Origin of the sequence: Sorangium sp. So ce204 (genome assembly GCF_051526795.1) — a bacterium.
In the GTDB taxonomy this organism is placed as follows: Bacteria; Myxococcota_A; Polyangia; order Polyangiales; family Polyangiaceae; genus Sorangium; species Sorangium cellulosum_B.
In genome coordinates this window covers 5,275,220-5,293,093 of record NZ_CP150317.1, presented here as the reverse complement: position 1 = coordinate 5,293,093, position 17,874 = coordinate 5,275,220, and the positions used below count along the sequence as shown (strand labels likewise).

Sequence of the window (17,874 nt, the reverse complement as noted above, 5' to 3'; positions counted from 1 at the left end):
TTCACCCGTGACCGCGCGAACATCGGGAACCATGGTGCAATGCCCGCTTCGCGAAGAGCTCGGCAGATCGCCATCGCGCGCGGGTAAGCGCCCGGCCATCGCCATGGGCACGACCCCTTGCGGCTCTCGCCGGGGTCGACGATGCTGGGCGCGGGGCGGCGTCGACCCACGACTCGGCGCGGGCACAGGCGGTCCTGAAAGAAGGCCCGGCGAGGCGGCATCCGCCTGCGTCGCCGGCCGAAGCTCGCGTTGTTCAGGTCGCGTCGACGTCGCCGGCGCTTGGCGCAGCACGCGGCGATCTCGCCCATGCGTCGGGCAGCAACTCGTCCAGCCGGTCGCGCGGCCAGCCCGCCTGCAGCTTGTCGATGACGTCTGTCGCCCAGGCGAGCGGGTTGACTCCGTGCATCCGACACGAGCCGAAGATCGTATAGCCGACGGCCAGGCGCTGAGCGCCCTTGTCGGAGCCCGCGAATAAATAGTTTTTTCTTCCGAGGGCTACACGTCTTAGCTGCCGCTCGACCTCGCCGTTATCTATCTCGAAGCGTCCATCCGTGAAGCAGCGCCGCCACGCTGCCTCCTGGTTGATGGCGTACTGGGTAGCGATGTAAAGGGGCGTGCCTGGCACGAGCCGCAGGTGCAGCTCGTGAATCCACTGATACAGCTCGTCCATAAGGGGGAGCGACCGCTCCTGCCGGTGCGCCAGGCGGGCCTCCGTGGACAGCGCCTCGTCTTTGCAGCTCGCCTCGATTCGGTAGACGGCCTTAAAGTACGAGAGCGCCACCGCCGCTCGCGCATCGCCGCCCTTGGCCGCCTTTTCGAACTTGGCGCGGATGTGCATCCCGCAGCCGAGCCGACGCTCCTCGGGCACGATCATCTCGCCGTCGTCGCCTCCGCGGAGCATCGCGCCATAGCCCGCATACCCATCGCCCTGCAAGTAGCCGGTGAAGCCCTGCAGCAGCGCCGCTGGATGCTTCGCCTTCCAGTCCGGTGCGTACAGGAACGCCACGAAACCCGCCCCGACGAAGGCCCAGATGTGGCCTCGCTTCACCCCCGTCGGATGATCTCGATCCAGCACCCGCATCCCCGTGTCGTCGGCGCGCAGATAGAACGAGTCCAGCACCCGCTTTTCGAGCCTCTCGGCCACGGGGGCGAGCACATCGAGCGCGAAGGCGGACCAGTCTCCCAGTGTCGATGGCGACAGGGGCACGCCGAAGCGCGCGTACTGCTGCGACTGCCGGTACAGCGGCATCGAGTCCTCGAACTTCTCGACAAGAATGCTGGCGAGCAGTCCCGGTCCCGGACGCCCTCGGTCCATCACCTTCTCGCTGTCCGCGGTCGTTACGCCCTGCTCCGGGCAGCGCGGGCAGGCGAGCTTCTCCCGCTGCTCCTCGATGATCTTGAACTGTGCCGGCACGAACTCGAGCACTTCGCTCGTACGATGGCCAATGCACTTCTTGTCCGCGCCGCACTGCGGGCACGTCCGCTCCGCCTCAGGGACGGGCACCACGCGCGTCTCACGCGGCAGGTGCTCGGGGAGCGGCGCGCGCCCACCCCGTCCTCGCGGCGGCTTTGGCGGCTCAGGGGGTTGCGGCACCAGCCCCTGCTCCGGCTGCGGCGGAGCGTCCGCGCCGAGCTCCGAGCCCGCCGCCCCCGGCGGCGCTTCCGCCCCGAGCTCGGCGAACATCAGCATCAGCTGCTCGGTAGAGACCTGCTGGCTCTTGCGGCCGTACAGCTCGCGCAGCGCGCTCGCGAGCCTCGCCGAGAGCGCGGTGTTCTTGTCGCGCAGCTGGACCAGAAGCCCGAGCACCAGCTCGATGAGCTCCGGAAGCTGCCCGGCGGCCGCCAGCTGCTCGAGCTTGCTCCGCACGTCCGCCAGATCGGCCGGCAGTTGTGCCTGGGACTGAAGAGGACTGGTCACGTGGCGCGCGAGATAGCTATCCCACGCGCATCCATCAAGCTTTGCTTCGACGGAGCAATTTTTCTCACGCCGGGCCTCCAGCGCTTGCGCCGCACGGCCTGGGACAGGTCGAACCCTTCGAGCATCAGCGACAGCTCGGCCGCCTCGACCTCGACGTGCGTGGCCCCCTTGGGCAGGTCGCAGGCGAGATGGAATCGCCCGCGAGCCAATTTCTTCGCCACAATCATGTAGCCGGTGCGGTCCCAGAACAAGACGCGCATCTGGTCACCTCGCCGATTCCTGAACACGAACAGATGCCCACAGAGCGGGTCGGCTCCGAAGCGCTGAGAGACCAAGGCCGACAGCCCATCGAAGCTCTTGCGCAGATCCGTGGGCTCGGCTGCGACGTACACGCGCACCGACGGCGGCAGCGTCAGCACGGCGTCTCCTCGGCCGCGAGCGCCAGGACCCGCTCGAGCGTGGCCGGGTCGAAGCCCGGCCGGACCCGCACCACCCGCCCGTTGGGTAGCGCGATCTCGATCGGCTCCGGCGCGACGACCGATGCGTCCGTCACCACGTGGACCGGCAGAAAGCGCGGTGCTTCGGTCAACGACGACGGCGAGGGCTGGTCAGCTCGCAGCTTCCAGCGCCACCAGTACAGCTGCTTCGGCTTGTACCCTTCGCGCCGCGCGAACTTCTCGGCGCTCAGCCCGCTGCGCTCCCATCGCTCCACCCGATCGGCCCACTCCACCCTCGTTGCCATCACTTCCTCCTTCGTCGCGATGGGAACTGGTAACCGGCCCCGACGGGCTGGTCACGATGGCGTTGGTCGGGCGGTTACGCGCGCGGGTCGGGCCAGCGAGCCTCCCCGGGTCGCGGTCGCCACCACGCGCTCCGGCGAGTGGACGGAATTTCGAGCACGATGACGTGCGCGAGCACGGTGGCAACCTCGTCCGCGCGATAGGGCCGAGGAGGTAGACATGTCGGCCTGCTCGGCGCAGCATCTTTTGCACGTTACCGCCAACCCACCGCCGTCACGTTCACGGGGAACCCGTATATCTATGCATCGTACATTGCATAATAAATGATCCGTTGGCATTTTTCGTTGAGCGTCGCATCTGGGCGGCCGCGAAACTCTTCGAGGATCTGTTGAATGGTATCAACCTCAAGAAAGTACTCATAGCCGAGAACCCTTGCTTCGTCAGGAACACGATAGTCCTCGGTAAGCCGAAACGCGCTCGCTTCTGAGTCGGGGCGCCATTCCGGTTTCACGAAGATCACATCCTCACGATCCATCTGATCGATCTTGGCGATCAAGTCCAGCAGACTGGTCATGTTAGAATTCCTTTCCCCAGAGAAAGAACCCGCCTCGGCCCTCAGGATGCATTAGTTCGTAGTAGCCGCTTCCCGCGGTGTGCTGCGCACGCGGGACCAGCTGTACCACACCAGGTCTCTCGGGCACGTGGTGCCATGTCCAACCTGACGGAGAGAGGCCCCTGGCGGCACCGGAAGCAGAAGTGGGCACGTCGATGCTCAACCCTCGCATGGCCTGGGACAGCTCTGGGCTCGCCCGCATATCGGCGAGGAGCGCTTCGTTTGCTGCCCTGAAGTGAGCCGGTCGAGTTCCGGCTTCGAGCTTGGGCAGGGGTGTCTCGTATGCGACCGAGTACGCCCTTACTCCCCCGCGTGCGGCTCCTATCGCAACCGCTCCCTCCTCCGCCGCCACCAGCCCCCTTCCCATCCCGAAGACGGTGGCCGCGGCGAGCACCATCGTCTTCGTCCCCGCCGCGCCCGCTGTCCGATAGTCATCCCGATCGATGGCGAGGGCCGTGTCCGCCGCGCCGCGGCCGATGTGGAAGAGCGGGTTGACGGCGTTGAGCGCACCGACGAGGCCGTCTTCGTCGTAGCCGTCCCACATCGCGCCGGCGAACTCGTAACCGCTGTACATCCCGAGCGTCAGCGCGTTCAGCACGAGCATCCGCCCGATCCCTGCTCCGAGGTCGCGCGTCCCCTCCGCGGCGCCCAGCAAGGTCTGGCCGACGACGGTGCCCGGGCCGCCGACGCCCGAGTGCTCCGGCGAGACCGTCACCGGCTGCGGCACGTACCCGGATGAGCTTCCGGTCGTGCCCACGTCGATAGGCGCCGTCGTGGCGCCGACCTCAACGGCCTCGCGCGGCCCTTCTTCAGGCTGGTTTGCTTTCGGCGGCGAGTAGAAGAGCTCCACGGCGTATTGTTCCGGGCGCACCACCGAGTCGACCGGCAGGATCGGCTCCTCCACCGGCTCTTCCTGGAAGCCGCTCGGATCCACATGATTGAGCGGGCTGTTGCGCACGTAGCTGTACGGATTCCAGCTCTGCCCGAAGGACGGAATCGAAACGATCGGGTCCGTCGTCAAGAACCGCCCGATCCTGGGATCGTAGATCCTGCCCTTCATGTTCACGAGGCCGAGCTCGTCGTCGCTCTCGTGCCCGGTGAACCCCTGCGTCGTCTCGCTCGGGAACGACGCAGGCGGGCGCTCTCCCCAGACGGGGTTCCTGCGCTGCCCGAACGGGTCGTAGCTCCCATGTTTCTATCTATGGGAACTCGCCCACAGCCGACGAATCCACTCGTTATCGGTAGGGCGCGGTTCGGTCTTGATAGGACTTCCTCCAGGAGCCGATTCGATAAGGTGGAGGAGGGTCCATGCAAGGCCGTAACAATCGTCCGGCCCGAACGAGCCAACCAACAGCGCGGCCTCCTCGTCCGTCAGCGGCCGTTTGATGCGCTGCAGGTGTGCCTGGTGCAGCGCGATTGTCTCCTCAGAAGCGCCAGAATCTGGGAGTGGTCCAAGCCGAACGAATTCTTCCACCTCCTTGCGAACAGTCATTACCTATCTCTCCATGAGTTCGGGGAAATCTCGCCTATAGAACTGCAATAAATCGCGGAGCCCTTGGTCGTACTTGGGGCCGACAACTTGGCGGACGTCGCGGATGTCACGAGCGAGCACATCACGGAACGACATTCCGGCCTCGGTTCGTGCCGTAACGCGACCGAGTGCGCCGTAGGTCCGTGTTGCGGCGTGCTCCTCGGCCATCATGACCAACGCCCCTCCGTCCGCTCGGGAAGTGAAGCCGAGAGCCGCCTGCGGCATATGATGCGGTGTCAGCCCGTCTCCGACAAGACGTCGGGCATCGAGAGCGGCGAACCGACCGGCTTCTCCGGCCACCACACCCCCCCTTGCGGCTCCCGCTGCTGCCGTCGACCCCTCCGCGAGCGCTCCCAGCCCTCTGCCCGCACCGAACACCGTGGCCGCGCCGACGAGGATCGCCTTCACCCCCGCCGAGCCCGCCGCCCGATAGTCGCTCCGGTCGATAGCAAGGGCCGTGTCGGCGCCGTTGCGCCCAATCTGGTAGAGCGGGTTGACGGCATTGAGCGCGCCGACGAGGCCGTCTTCGTCGTAGCCGTCCCACATCGCGCTGGCGAACTCGTAGCCGCTGTACATCCCGAGCGTCAGCGCATTCAGCACGAGCATCCGCCCGATCCCTGCTCCGAGGTCGCGCGTCCCCTCCGCGGCGCCCAGCAAGGTCTGGCCGACGACGGTGCCCGGGCCGCCGGCGCCCGAGTGCTCCGGCGAGACGGTCACCGGCTGCGGCACGTACCCGGACGAGCTTCCGGTCGTGCCCACGTCGATAGGCGCCGTCGTGGCGCCGACCTCCACGGCCTCGCGCGGCCCCTCTTCAGGCTGGTTTGCTTTCGGCGGCGAGTAGAAGAGCTCCACGGCGTACTGCTCCGGGTGCACCACCGAGTAGACCGGCAGGATCGGCTCCTCCACCGGCTCTTCCTGAAACCCGCTCGGATCCACATGATTGAGCGGGCTGTTGCGCACGTAGCTGTACGGATTCCAGCTCTGCCCGAAGGACGGAATCGAAACGATCGGGTCCGTCGTCAAGAACCGCCCGATCCTGGGATCGTAGATCCTGCCCTTCATGTTCACGAGGCCGAGCTCGTCGTCGCTCTCGTGCCCGGTGAACCCCTGCGCCGTCTCGCTCGGGAACGACGCAGGCGGGCGCTCCCCCCACACGGGGTTCCTGCGCTGCCCGAACGGATCGTAGCTCCTCCGCTCGATCACGTCGCCGTCCTCGTCGGTGAGCGCATCGATCGAGCCGAGGTGATCGACATGCACGTAGCGCGTGCCGTCGTCCGAGCCTCCCCGGGTCACGATCGCCACCACGCGCTCCGGCGAGTGGACGTGGTACCGGTGCTCCACGGCGCCCGACGCCGCCTCGGTGACCCGCTCGTACAGATCGCCGAAGTAGAGCGTCTCCTTTTCCGGCGTGGTCTTGCGGATCCGCTGCTGGTCGCCGTCGTAGCCGAACGTGATGGTGCTCGCGCCCTGCGTGATGCGCTCCGGCAGATCGAACGGCGTGTAGCGCACCGTCGTGCCGCCGGGCCGCGCGGTCTGATTCCCGACGGCGTCATGCGCGTAGCTGTCGGTGCCCGCGCCGGTGATCGCATGCGGGTGCAGCGGGTCGTCATACGAGAGGTCGCCGACGTCCGACTTGAAGGTGAGATTGCCGTTCGGGTGGTAGTCGTAGCGGAGCGCGCAGGGTGCCGTCGCGCTCTCGAGAGCGCCGAAGTACGCGCACGTCAGCCGTTGGATCGGATCGTACCGGAAGCGCTCCGTCGTGTTCTCTGGCTGGAGCGCGTCGGTGCGGCGCGTGAGATTGAGGAGATCGTCGAACCCGTAGTCAAGGTCTTGCACCTCCCCCGCGCCGCTCTGCGTCGCCATGTGCCTCAGGCGCTGCTTGTCCGCGAAGTAGCTCCGCTCCGTGATGGCGCCGTTGCCGAACACCTCCTCCCGGAAGCGCCCCGCGTCGTCCACGTCCGCCAAGCGCCAGTAGGCGAGGTTCGTTCCGCTGTCGCGCACGGCGAGCACATGCCCGTGCGCGTCGCGATCGTGGGCCACGACGAACGGAGCCGCGCTGGCAGGCGCCGGGTACGTGATCGTCTCGACGCGGCCGAGCTCGTCGTAACCCAGCCTGACCTCCAGCGGAGAGCGCTCGCCGTCGATGCGGAGCGCGATCGTGTCGAGCTGGCCACGGCCGGTGTATCCGTACGTCTTCTCCCCGTCGGGGCTCGCAAGCGTGTGCAGCTTCCCGACGCCATGCGCCGCGGTGTCCCAGGTCCACGAGGTCGTCAGGCTCTCCGCGCCGTCCTGGTCCACGCGTGAGCGGGGTCGACCGAGCGCGTCGTACGTCCACGTGACCTTTCGCTCGAGCGCATCGGCCTGTGAAATCAGCTCGCCGAAGCCGTCATGCATCGAGACCGTCGTGCCCCGATCGGGATCGTCGAGCTGCCGGACGCGGCCGAATGCGTCGCGCGTCGTGCGCGTCACCGCCTCGCCCGGATCGGTGACCGTGTGCAACAGTCCGAAGGGGCCGTACGCGTAACGGGTGATCCCGTCGGCCGCGTCGGTGATGGTCTTGATGCGCCCCAGCGGGTCCTGCTCGGTCACCGTCACATGATCGAGCGGATCGGTGACGCGCACCTGCAGGCCATCGTACGCCGTCGTCGTGACCGCGTTCCACGGCGTCGTATGGCGCACCTCGCGGCCCGCCGCATCGTACTCGTAGCGATCGTACAGGATCGCGCTCTCGGGGGTGTCCTCCCTGACCGGCACCGAGCGCCGTGCGATGTGCTCGCCCAGCGCGTCGTACCCGATCTCCTGCATGATGCGCTTCGCATCACCCGAGCCCTCCGACGGCTCCGGTTCGGGCCCGTGTCCCAGCCATCGGATCGGGCGGCCGAGGCTGTCGAACTCCACCGTATCGTCGGCACCGCCGGTCGTGATGCTCCGCTGCCTCACCCGCCACGCGTCCTGCTCCGGGCCACCCTCCTTGCTGCGAGCGAGGGTGACGGTCGTCGTCGTGCCGTCCGGGCGCCTCTCGATGCCGAGCCGCCCGAAGCCGTCGTGCGCCCACGTCGTCACGAGCTGATTCGGATCGACCCGCTTGAGGAGCACGCCGAGCGCGTCGTCGAGCTCCACGAGCGTGGTGTGCCCGGCCGCGTTCACGTACTTCTCGGGGAACATGCCCTCCTCGTCGAAGCCCGTGCTGAATGTGCGCTTGTGCCCGAAGGCGTCCTCCGCCATGACGCCGGTGATGTTCCCGAAGGCGTCGCGCGCATAGGTGAGCTTCAGCTTCGTGTCCGGCAGGCCGTCGTCGCTCTCGGTGGCTTCGGTCTCCACCTCGCCGTGGATCGTGTTCGTTCGCTTGAGGGTCCTGCACTGCGACATCCCCGCCGCCGCGCTGCACTCCTTCTGCGTTTCAAGCTGGCCGAGGACCCAGCGCCCTGTATCGTTCTTGAACGACCGCGTGACCTCGAGCGTCAGGTCGGCGCCCTCCGTCGACACCTCCTCGGCGCGCACGTTGCCGAACGTGTCGAAGTCCGTCACCTTCGATATCGAGTCGCGCAGCAGCGTCGCGCCATCGCCGCCGCGCTCGATCTCCCGCACGTACACCTCGATCGATGTCGCGTCCCCGCCCGGGGGCGGATAGACCCCTTGCGCTCGCCTCACCCGGCGCTCGGTGGGCAGCGTGAAGTACGTGGCGCCGTCGTTGGTCGGCACGAGCGTCCGCGTCACGTCGCGGAACGAGAGCTCGATCAGCTCCGGCCTGGGCTGGCTCGCGAGCCCCGGAGCCCCGCGCAGCGTCCGCTGGATGCTCCCCGCGAAGGGAAAGACCTGGAGCTCGTCGTCGAAGGTGCCGTGGTCGTAGACGTCGATCGTCACGGCCCCCGTATCCAGGTCGGTGACGATCCGCTCGCCGAAGCCGAGAAATCCGCGGCCCAGCCGGTGGTAGCGCCCGTCGCGGTAGCCGACCTCGAAGCGCCTCGCTCGATCCGCGCCGTTGTTGAGCGCGTACGCGCTGACCACCCGGCGAGGGCCCGCGACGCAACGCCGAGGATAGCCGCAGTCGTCCGCCGCGCCGGAACGCGCGACGTAGAGCGCGCTCCTCCGGTCAGGATCCTCCTCCGCGCCTCCGCTCGTGACCAGCGCATCGGTCAGGTGGCCGTACGAAATGCTCACGTTGGGCACGAAGCCCGGCTCGGTCGGCTCGTGCGCGTTCATCCCGTCACAGACCGCGACCAGGAGATCCTGGTCGGCCGAGAGGTTCTGGAAGACGTTGAACACGCCGCCGAGCGCCAGGATCACGTCCTGGGCCCCGTCCCCGTCGAGATCGCCGGTGCGCGGGCCGCGCGGATCGGCGAGCGTGATCGCGTCGCCGAGCTTGGCCTCGAAAGGAACCCCTGCATCGACGAGCTTGAACGGCGGCCCCGCCAGGTCGCCCGTCGCTTGCAGGACGGCCCAGGAGGGGAGGACATTGGAGCCACTCAGCAGCATGCCTGGTGGGACGGGCATGAGCAGATCCTGCCGTCCATCGCCGTTGAAGTCGAGCGGCACCGCGAGGCGGAAGAGCGCGTCGTGATCCGGGGCCCCCAGCAGATCGCCGAAGCTGAACGCGTCGACGGTCCGGAAGGGCGACATCACAAACGTCGGCCCCGTGTTGAGGTAGGTATAGAGCTGGTGGTCGCTGCTGCCGGATTCGACGGCATCGGGCAGGCCGTCGCCGTTGACGTCGAGAAAGACGACGCGGCCCCCGCGCCGCACGACAGGGAGCTTGGTGTCGATGAGCTCCCAGCGCCCCTCGCCCCGGCGCATGATCGCTTCGTAGCTTTCTCCGATGAGGGGCGTCCCGTCATTCCACAACATCAGGGAAGGCACGACGAGATCGATCTTGCTGTCGGCGTCGATGTCGAGCGTGTGGAGCTCCACATCGCATGGATAGAGGCTGAGCACCTCGATCGATTCGCCCGTGGGGCCGAACCCCGCGGGCGTCGCGCCGCGCGCGGGCCTCCAGAGGTGGACGGTCCACACGGCGGACACCGGATCCGGTACCAGCTCCTCGACGTGGTCCTGGCACTGGATCAGATCCGGCACCGAGTCGCCGTCGAGATCGGCGAGGTGCACCGAGGCGACGGGGCTGCTCAGGCTCGGCGGTTTTGGCGTGCTCCCGAGCGGGAACAGCCGGCGGATGCCCGTGTCATGCAGCGCGAAGGTCCGGTCCGGCCGGGACAGGAGCACGTGCCATGTGGTCCTGGTGTCGAAGACGTCGTGGAGAAAGACGTCCATCTGCCCATCGTCGTTGTAATCGAGCACCGTCCCGAGCTCGGGCTGAAGAAGGGCCGGGTCGGACGGTCCATCCGCATCGGCGGCGAACAGCCAATCCTGGAGGAAGGCGCGCTCCGGCGCCGCGAGAAAGGACGGCGAGGCGCTGGGCCCGAGGTTGCGCGCCACCTGCCACGTGGTGATCGGATGCGACGGCGTGCTGGACCCCGGGACGATGTCCGGAATCACGAGATCGTCGAGGCCGTCGGCGTCGATGTCGAACACCATCGGGCTCGCCTTCTCGGAGACCGGCTTGTCGATGTCCGTCGTGAGCCGCTCGAATCCGGGCTTTCCGCGGCTGTACTGGAACCGTGTCGGAGGCTTGCAGACCCCGTCGCTCGCGCACTCCTCGACCTGGGTGAGGAGCGTCCGGCTCGTCGTCGGGCTGAGCTCGTAGCGGAAACCGTAGCTCCGGACCAGCGCGTCGCCCGGACCGAGCATCTGGATCTCCTCCAGGCGAAGCGAGCGCTGGAGCGCCATGCCACCCGAGTAGCCCATGCGAACCGCGGCCGAGTCCTTGGTCCCGTACACGAAGCGCACCGCCCGGGAAGGCTCGAGCGACGGCGTGCCCTCGAAGCTCGTGTAGCGGATCTCGTCCACCGCGTATTCGGCCGCATGGCCGTCCTCGGCCTCTGCGAGGCAATACGCGTACGTCATGGCGTTGCCGCGGCCGTCGCGGGCCTCGTTCGCGAGCCACGCGCGCGGGACGCCGCCTCGCGCGAGCGGCTTGCTGCCGTCGGCGCGCCCGTACTCCACGACGCGGCCGGAGGGCAGATACGCCTCGAAGAAGAGCGCCTCGGCGGGCCCGCTACGTTCCGGAGGATAGTGACCGACCACCTTGACGAAGGTATCCGGGAACGTGCGGTACTCGATGGTTCCCGGCCCCTCTCCCACGTCGACGAGGCGCTGGCCGTCGAGGCAGAGCGCGTCGTCTCCGTCGTACCGCACGCCGCGGATCTCCCCGTCTTGCGCGAGGCTCTTCGGACATCGTGTGATCGCGGACAGCCCGGCGAGGGAGAAGCCGTTGCCGAGCACGCCGTCGCCGCCGTCGCTCCGGTAGACGATCTGGAGCCCAGGACCCATGCCCGCGCGCGAGGGCGGGGAGGCCAGCTCCATGGTGTACACGGCCTCACCGGTGCTCGTGATGGAAAACGCCCCGGGGATGGTGCCGGCGGCGACGGTCTCGACCTCCGGCGCGGGACGGGACGTGGCAGGGCTGTGCGCGCGCTGCGTCCGGCAGGCAACGAGGCCAGGCGGCTCCGGAACCGGCTCGCCGAAGGCGCAATAGCACCCGCCCGACCCGAGCACGCAAGTCAGAAACATCCAGAGCGGGATCAATGCCCGGTGCACACAACGCGGAATCGGCGCCATCGCAGCCTCCCCGGCGAACAGCAGTGCCACGGCGCAGCATCGCGCGTCAAGCGCCGCGCTCATGCCCAACCGCGCCATCCATGCCGATGTCGAGGCATTCGTGACTGCATCCGTGCCGGTGCGGCGTGCGCGCGGCGGGCGCCACAGCTGCCCTCGTCGAGCAGCGATTGGCCGTCCATGATGAGGACGGGGTCATCCGGGCGTGAAAGCGCGTGCGATGGCGTGCGCGCTGCCTCGACGTCGAACGCGGCTATCGGCTGAGCCTCGCTTAACCCGAGATTGGGTGGATGGAGGCGGTATGGGAGCTCAGCGCGCACGACGGCGTGACCGGGACGCTCCACGGCAGCCCGGGCGCGGCGGCGACAGTTAGCTGGTGGGCGTCGTGCCGTTCAGCGCGGCGCCGGGCACCGCGGGCACTGCCGCGACGTTCAGCGCGGCGGGCGACGCCGGCTCCGTCGGTCCAGCCGGGGCCTCGTCCGCCGGTGCCGCGGCGGTGTCGCTGGACGACGCCGCGCGGCCCGTGCGGCCCTTGTAGAGAGACGGGGCGATCGCATCGGCGTCCCCCTCGTTCCAGCGCAGGTACGTGACGGCGCGGCGGGTCTGGTCGTAGGCGTGGACGAGCAGCGAGAACGCCCGCGCCCTCCTGTCCGCGGCCTCGCTCGGCCCGGGACCCTTGCCGTGCTCCCTCACGCCGAGGGCCGCGAGGATCTGCGGCCCGATCTCCCCGGCGCGCCTCACTTCTTCCTCGGTCGCCGCCGTCCTGCCGGCGACCTCCGACCAGCTCGCAGTGAAGAGCGCCGAGAGGGCGACGAGGTCATTGGCCGTGTCGATGTGCCCCTGTCCGGCCCGGATCTCCGCGACCGTGTCCGCGTCGAGCAGACCGCGGCGGGCGAGCGCCGCCGCGTCGCTCAGCAGGTTCTCGCGCAGCGGGGCTGCCTCCGCGAGCAGCGGCTTCAGCGCGTTCTCGGCACCTCCGCTCGACAGCCACGCGAGGTGCGCATACCAGGCGGCCAGCGCGTAGGTCTCGAGCCGGTCCAGCAGCGCGACATCGTGCTGCGGCAAGCGCTCCGCAATGGCAGGCTTCAGCGCGAGGAGGCCAGGCAATACGCCCAGCACCTGGGAGACAACACGGGGGATATCGAGGTTGATGGCGATGAGCCGATCCGGGCTCAGCGCCTCGATCTCGGACAGGGCCTTGTCGAACGCCGCCGCGGCCTGGAGCGGAGCCGCGGGCTTCTTCGGGGCAGGCTTCTTCTTGAGCGGAGAAGGTTTCGTCATGAGGGGATGACCTCTCGGTTGGACTTCGTCGCGGAGCAGCGGAGAACAGGCGCTCCTCTACCCCGCGCGCTGGATGTGATGATGACGCCAGGCGGCACGCCGGACGTTCTGGGCAGGGATAATCATCCCCGCCAGGCCGTCAATCGACCTACCCGTTGATTTCCTGACGGCGGTGCGGCCAAACGTCGTAATCTTGCGCCATGGCGCTCGGGCCTGCGCGGGGCTGGAAGCGCCGTCGCCCTGGCAGAAGGGAGCCTGGCCTCGCGGAGCCCGAGCCATCGGTTCGGGCGCTGCTGGCGCCGTGACAGGCGCGCTGAGTGTGTCGGTGAATGGGCGGCACGCGCTGTGCCATGAACCGGCGAACACCGCTATCGACCACCGCCTCCGGTGCCATGAAGGCTGCCGGCAGTCTCCCCCGGACCGTGTCCGGTGCCACGAAAGCTGCCGGCAGCCTCCCCCGGACCGTGTCCGGTGCCACGAAAGCTGCGGGGAGCCTCCCCCGGAACGCGTCCGGTGCCACGAAGGCTGCGGGGAGCCTCCCCCGGACCGTGTCCGGTGCCGGGAAGGCTGCGGGGAGCCTCCCCCGGACCGTGTCCGGTGCCGGGAAGGCTGCGGGGAGCCTCCCCCGGACCGTGTCCGGTGCCACGAAGGCTGCCAGACTGCCCGGTTTCTCCTAAGCTCCGCCAGAGATGAGCGCGCTCCCTTCCCGCCGTGCGCTGACCCTGGGCGCCGCCCTGATCGGCGCTGCGGCGCTCCTCACGCCGCTCGGCATCGCCTCACTACGCCACGCTTCGGAGGAGCCGGTCGACGCCCCCGCAGCGGCGGCGCCCGCGCCCCCCGGTGCGGCGACGGCGCTCGCGGATGGCGGGGACGGCCCCCTGGACGGCGACGCCGGCGCGCCTGCGCCTGCGGACGGCGCGGCCGCCCTCCTGGACGGCGGCTGGGACGGGGGCGGCGCGCGGTTCGAGCTGCCCGCGTGGTCCGCCTCGTCGCGCGCGGCCACCTACGGGGCGCTCTCGGCCGACGCGTGCGACAGGGAGATGAAGCGCCGCGCGATCCCGCACGCCCCGGCGCGCGGCGCCGTGCTGGTCGACCGGCCGGTCAGGATCACCGGCGCGCTGCGCGGGGTCACGTTCCGCGGCGACGGCGTGGCGAAGCCCAGGTCGGCCTCCCCGTTCGACATCGCCGATTGCCGGCTGGTCCTCGCGCTCGACGATCTCGCCGCCTTCCTGACGACGCGCGGGATCGTCGAGGTTGTGCACTTCAGCATGCACCGGCCCGGTCCAGCCGGCGCCGTGGCGCCGCCGAAGGCGCCCGCGAAGCCGCCGGCAGGCAAGAAGACCCTGAAGGCCGCCGTCAAAGCGGCGAAACCGGGCGAGCGCGCCGCGAAGAAGCCGGCGGCGGCGCCCAGGCGCCCCAACCAGCACGCCCTCGGTCTCGCCATCGACGTCGCTGCCTTCGTGAAGGCCGACGGGACCCGACTCGACGTGAAGGCCGACTGGCTCGGCGCCATCGGCGCGCCGCCGTGCGGCCCCGGATCGGAGCCGAAGGCGCCCAGCCCCCACGCGCTCGAGCTGCGGGAGATCCTCTGTTCCATCTCCACGAGCGGGCTGTTCAACGTCGTTCTCACGCCCAACGCGAACGAGGCGCACGCGGACCACTTCCATTTCGATATCAAGCGAGACGCGCGCTACTTTCTGGTGGAGTGAGCGCGCGTCACGGCGCGGTGTCGCTCCGCTGCACTGGACGGATCGAGCGCCCGCCGGAAGCGAAGAGCCCGCACATGCCGCTGACCCGCGGGTCGCATTGCGTTATCGAGAGACATTTTCCACGGACAAATGCATCCTTGATGCCGTTCCTGCGTGTTGACGCCGAGCGGCTGGCGCAACTACCGTGCACGCGGAATGCGGAACGAGCGCAACGCGACCAGGCGAGTATCCGTTGTGGCTGTTGTGCTCTGCGCGTGGAGCGCGAGCACGTCGACCGCGTGCCGTTATTCCGATGCTTGCTGGGAAGGGCTGGACTGCGCCCCCGATCCGGAGCCCTCGCCCGGACCGTGCGAGGGAGAGCCCGGCAAGGCGCAGGCGCTCGACGCGTGCGGGGTCTTCGCCAGCGAGCACGGCGACGACGACCACGCCGGCACGAAGGACGCGCCGGTGAAGACGCTCCAGCGCGCGGTCGAGCTGGCCACGACCGGACGAGGCGGCGGCGAGGCGCCGACCCGGCGCGTGTACGCCTGCGGCGAGGTGTTCGAGGAGGCGATCTCCCTGCCCTCGGGCGTCGATCTCTGGGGCGGCCGACGCTGCGACGGAGGCGACTGGTCGTTCGGCGGGCCCGCTCAGCGGACGACCATCGCGCCGCCCGGGGGAGTCCCGCTGCGCGTCATCGAGGGAGAGGACGCGACGTCGACGATCTCCGGCGTGCGCGTCGTGGCGGCGGACGCCTCGGCGATCGACGGCAGGTCGTCGATCGCGGTGATCCTGAGCTACGGCGCCAGGGTGAAGCTGGTGTCGAGCGTGGTCATCGCGGGCAACGGCAAGGACGGGGAGCCCGGCGAGGACGCGCCGAGCGCCCGCGCGCAGAGCGGGCAGTTCGGGAACGACGGGGCGGATGCCTGCACGGCGGACGCCGCGATGGGCGCCCTCCCGGTCGTGACCGCGTGCGGCGAGGGCATCGAGTCGACGAGCGGGTACGGGGGCGACGGCGGGATCGAGCAGGGGGGCGACGGCGCTCTGGGACAGCCCGAGCCCGCACCGAACCCCGAGGGCAAGGGCCTCGGAGGAGCCGGCGCCGGCAGCACGGCGTGCAGCGACGGGAAAGCTGGCGCGCCCGGCGAGGACCGTGGCCGCGCCGGCGGCGCGGCCGGAATTGGCTATCTCAACGACGACGGGTGGATCGGTGTCCGCGGTGACGACGGGGAGCGGGGCGGCGTCGGCCAGGCCGGAGGCGGCGGGGGTGGAAGCAAGTCGCGCGACGGCGTGAGTCTCCCCGTGTGCCCGGCCTCCCGACCCCAGACCGGGGCGGCCGGCGGCTCGGGGGGCGGCGGCGGCTGCGGTGGCCTTGGCGGCAAGGGCGGCGGCTACGGCGGCGCGAGCATCGGCATCGTGGCGCTGGAGGGCACGGAGCTCACGATCGAGGCCACCGAGGTGGTCACGGGCCGCGGCGGGAACGGGGGGACCGGCGGAACGGGCCAACCGGGCGGCTTCGGCAAGCACGGTGGGTACGGTGGCAAGGGGTTCGTGCCCGGGATGTTGGACGCCTGCCATGGCGGCTACGGCGGCAACGGCGGCCGCGGGGGCGACGCCGGCGGCGGGCTCGGCGGCCCGTCCATCGGCGTCGCCTACGTGGTCCCCAACCTGGCCCTCCGGCCCGGCGCCGTCATCAAGTTCGGACCGGCTGGCGAGGGCGGCCTCGCGGGGAACGCCGGCACGCTCGATGTGGCTGGCAAAGGCGGTTCCGCTCCTTCGGCGGAGACCCAGGCGTTCAGCGGGCCGAACGAGCTGCCCCGTTAGCGCCTTGGATAGCGTGCGTCCCCAGGGACGCTTCCGGTGAGGCATGCCCATGCGCGTGAAGTCCGTGTTCCTTCCGTTCGTCGTCCTGCCGCTCGCCATGGCCGGTTGCGGGAACTCTCCGGAGGTGAACGAGCCGGGCGGCGCACCGCCGTGCGACGCTCCGTCCGCCTGTCCGGGCGATGCCGTCCCGGAGTCGACGTGCCTGGAGGAGCTCGCCGCGGATCGCGCCATGGACGGCTGCGGGGTGTTCGTCAACAGCGAGATCCTCGACGGCAACGACGCGAACCCCGGCACGAAGGACCGGCCGGTTCGCTCGGTCCAGCGGGCGATCGAGCTCGCTCGCACCGGGCGCGGTCGCGTGTTCATGCCCACCGATACCTTCGTGGGGACGATCAGGCTTCCTTCCGGCGTGGACATCCATGCCGGCTTCGACTTCCTCGAATGGCGGCGCCGGAGCAGCGACAGCCGCGGCCGCATCAATTCCGAGGTGGATGAGCGGATCGCGGTGATCGTCGAGCCGGCGCGCCCCGGCGACACGGGGGCCGCGGACGGGGTCTCGACGCTCGATCACGTGTGGGTCCTGAGCGGGGCCCCCATCGGGGTGCTCGTTCAGTCCAACACCGCGGTGGAGATCGTCCGCAGCGAGATCAGGGCGCTCAACGGCGGCAGGGCGGGCCACGACGGGGAGGCATGGCCGAGCCGAGCAGCGGCCGGCCCCGATGGCCTGCTCGGTGAGAACGCGTGCTCCGCCGCCAGGATCCCCGGAGGCGCGGCGGTGACGAACCCGTGTGACGACGGAACGTCGAGCACCGGCGGCAAAGGCGGTGATGGGCTGCCCGCGCGGGCCGAAGACGGAGACACCGGCGAACCGGTGCCGGCGGCCGACCCGACCTCAGGCCTCGGCGGCCACGCGGAGCGCGAGGGGAGCGCCTGCGAGCACGGCCGGTCCGGGCGCCCCGGGACCCCGGGAGCGGCGGGAGCGGCCGGCCAGGGCATCGGGCGCCTCACCGAGACGGGATGGGAGGGCGACAAGGGGACGGACGGCGGTTGGGGAACGCCGGGCCAGGGCGGAGGCGGGGGCGGCGGCCGGCGCGGCGGGCTCGCCGTGTGCACGGCGGCGGACAAGGGAGGGGCCGGCGGCGGCTCCGGAGGCGCTGGCGGCTGTGGCGGCCGGGGGGGTCGAGCCGGCGAGAACGGCTCGCCGTCGATCGGCATCGCCGCGCTGCACGCCAGGGTGACGGTCCGGGACAGCGTCATCAAGGCGCCCGCCGGCGGGGCGGGAGGCGACGGAGGGCCGCCCCAGCAAGGCGGCCAAGCCGGACGAGGCGGGTACGGCGGCGACGGCTACGACGGCGCGCGGGCGTGCAGCGCTGGCCGCGGCGGCGACGGCGGCGACGGCGGCTACGGCGGCCCCGGGCGCGGCGGCGACGTGATCGGGATCGCCTACCTCGACGAGGACCAGCTCACGCTGGAGGGGGTCACCTTCGAGCTGGGCCTGCCGGGCCCAGGCGGCACCAGCTGGAGCCACGACGGCACCATGACGACAGGAGAGGATGGCGTCGCCGTGGAGACGCTGCGCTTTCCTGAGTAGGCCGTGTCGCGAGCGAGCT

At 69.9% G+C, this 17,874-nt stretch carries 10 protein-coding genes and 1 pseudogene; 3 read left to right on the top strand and 8 right to left on the bottom strand.

From position 1 onward, the window contains the following. Positions 1–253: 253 nt before the first annotated feature. The 8 genes and pseudogenes from tnpC to WMF22_RS19580 form a co-directional block, all read right to left on the bottom strand. Positions 254–1,918 (bottom strand): IS66 family transposase, encoded by a 1,665-nt coding sequence (gene tnpC / locus WMF22_RS19615; protein ID WP_438036695.1) that lies wholly within the window; start codon positions 1,916–1,918, stop codon positions 254–256. Next, positions 1,915–2,337, bottom strand: coding sequence for an IS66 family insertion sequence element accessory protein TnpB (tnpB, locus tag WMF22_RS19610; RefSeq protein ID WP_438036694.1), 423 nt, complete (start codon positions 2,335–2,337; stop codon positions 1,915–1,917). Before tnpB ends, tnpC begins: the two co-directional genes overlap by 4 nt. Next, positions 2,331–2,660 carry an IS66 family insertion sequence element accessory protein TnpA gene (gene tnpA, locus WMF22_RS19605; protein WP_438036693.1) on the bottom strand — a complete coding sequence of 110 codons (330 nt, stop codon included), beginning with the start codon at positions 2,658–2,660 and terminating at the stop codon, positions 2,331–2,333. Before tnpA ends, tnpB begins: the two co-directional genes overlap by 7 nt. A gap of 296 nt (positions 2,661–2,956) precedes the next feature. Then, entirely contained in the window at positions 2,957–3,232 is a 276-nt protein-coding gene (locus WMF22_RS19600; RefSeq protein WP_438036692.1) for a DUF7716 domain-containing protein, read from the bottom strand. A gap of 1 nt (position 3,233) precedes the next feature. Beyond that, the gene (locus tag WMF22_RS19595; protein ID WP_438037271.1) at positions 3,234–3,443 is read right to left on the bottom strand and encodes an HNH endonuclease; all 210 of its coding nucleotides are present in this window, start codon (positions 3,441–3,443) and stop codon (positions 3,234–3,236) included. 807 nt (positions 3,444–4,250) lie between these two features. Next, positions 4,251–4,394 (bottom strand): annotated as a pseudogene (locus WMF22_RS19590) (RHS repeat-associated core domain-containing protein); the annotation flags it as partial. 372 nt (positions 4,395–4,766) lie between these two features. Next, positions 4,767–11,474, bottom strand: coding sequence for an RHS repeat-associated core domain-containing protein (locus WMF22_RS19585; RefSeq protein WP_438036691.1), 6,708 nt, complete (start codon positions 11,472–11,474; stop codon positions 4,767–4,769). Between the two features lie 366 nt (positions 11,475–11,840). Beyond that, positions 11,841–12,752: a hypothetical protein gene (locus tag WMF22_RS19580; protein ID WP_438036690.1), complete on the bottom strand. Its 912-nt coding sequence runs from the start codon at positions 12,750–12,752 to the stop codon at positions 11,841–11,843. Positions 12,753–13,441: 689 nt separating this feature from the next. Between WMF22_RS19580 and WMF22_RS19575 the strand changes: the two genes are divergently transcribed. From WMF22_RS19575 to WMF22_RS19565, 3 genes are all read left to right on the top strand, one after another. Further along, a complete protein-coding gene (locus WMF22_RS19575) occupies positions 13,442–14,461 on the top strand; it encodes an extensin family protein (protein WP_438036689.1) in 1,020 nt (339 codons plus the stop codon). Between the two features lie 234 nt (positions 14,462–14,695). Further along, a complete protein-coding gene (locus tag WMF22_RS19570; protein WP_437300578.1) occupies positions 14,696–16,264 on the top strand; it encodes a hypothetical protein in 1,569 nt (522 codons plus the stop codon). 49 nt (positions 16,265–16,313) lie between these two features. After that, positions 16,314–17,855, top strand: coding sequence for a hypothetical protein (locus WMF22_RS19565; RefSeq protein ID WP_438036688.1), 1,542 nt, complete (start codon positions 16,314–16,316; stop codon positions 17,853–17,855). Positions 17,856–17,874: the final 19 nt, after the last annotated feature.

Excerpts from the sequence above, each read along its gene's own strand:
- tnpA (WP_438036693.1), bottom strand. The coding sequence starts at position 2,660 with ATGGCAACGAGGGTGGAGTGGGCCGATCGGGTGGAGCGATGGGAGCGC.
- WMF22_RS19600 (WP_438036692.1), bottom strand. The coding sequence starts at position 3,232 with ATGACCAGTCTGCTGGACTTGATCGCCAAGATCGATCAGATGGATCGT.
- WMF22_RS19595 (WP_438037271.1), bottom strand. The coding sequence starts at position 3,443 with ATGCGAGGGTTGAGCATCGACGTGCCCACTTCTGCTTCCGGTGCCGCC.
- WMF22_RS19585 (WP_438036691.1), bottom strand. The coding sequence starts at position 11,474 with ATGGCGCCGATTCCGCGTTGTGTGCACCGGGCATTGATCCCGCTCTGG.
- WMF22_RS19580 (WP_438036690.1), bottom strand. The coding sequence starts at position 12,752 with ATGACGAAACCTTCTCCGCTCAAGAAGAAGCCTGCCCCGAAGAAGCCC.
- WMF22_RS19575 (WP_438036689.1), top strand. The coding sequence starts at position 13,442 with ATGAGCGCGCTCCCTTCCCGCCGTGCGCTGACCCTGGGCGCCGCCCTG.
- WMF22_RS19565 (WP_438036688.1), top strand. The coding sequence starts at position 16,314 with ATGCGCGTGAAGTCCGTGTTCCTTCCGTTCGTCGTCCTGCCGCTCGCC.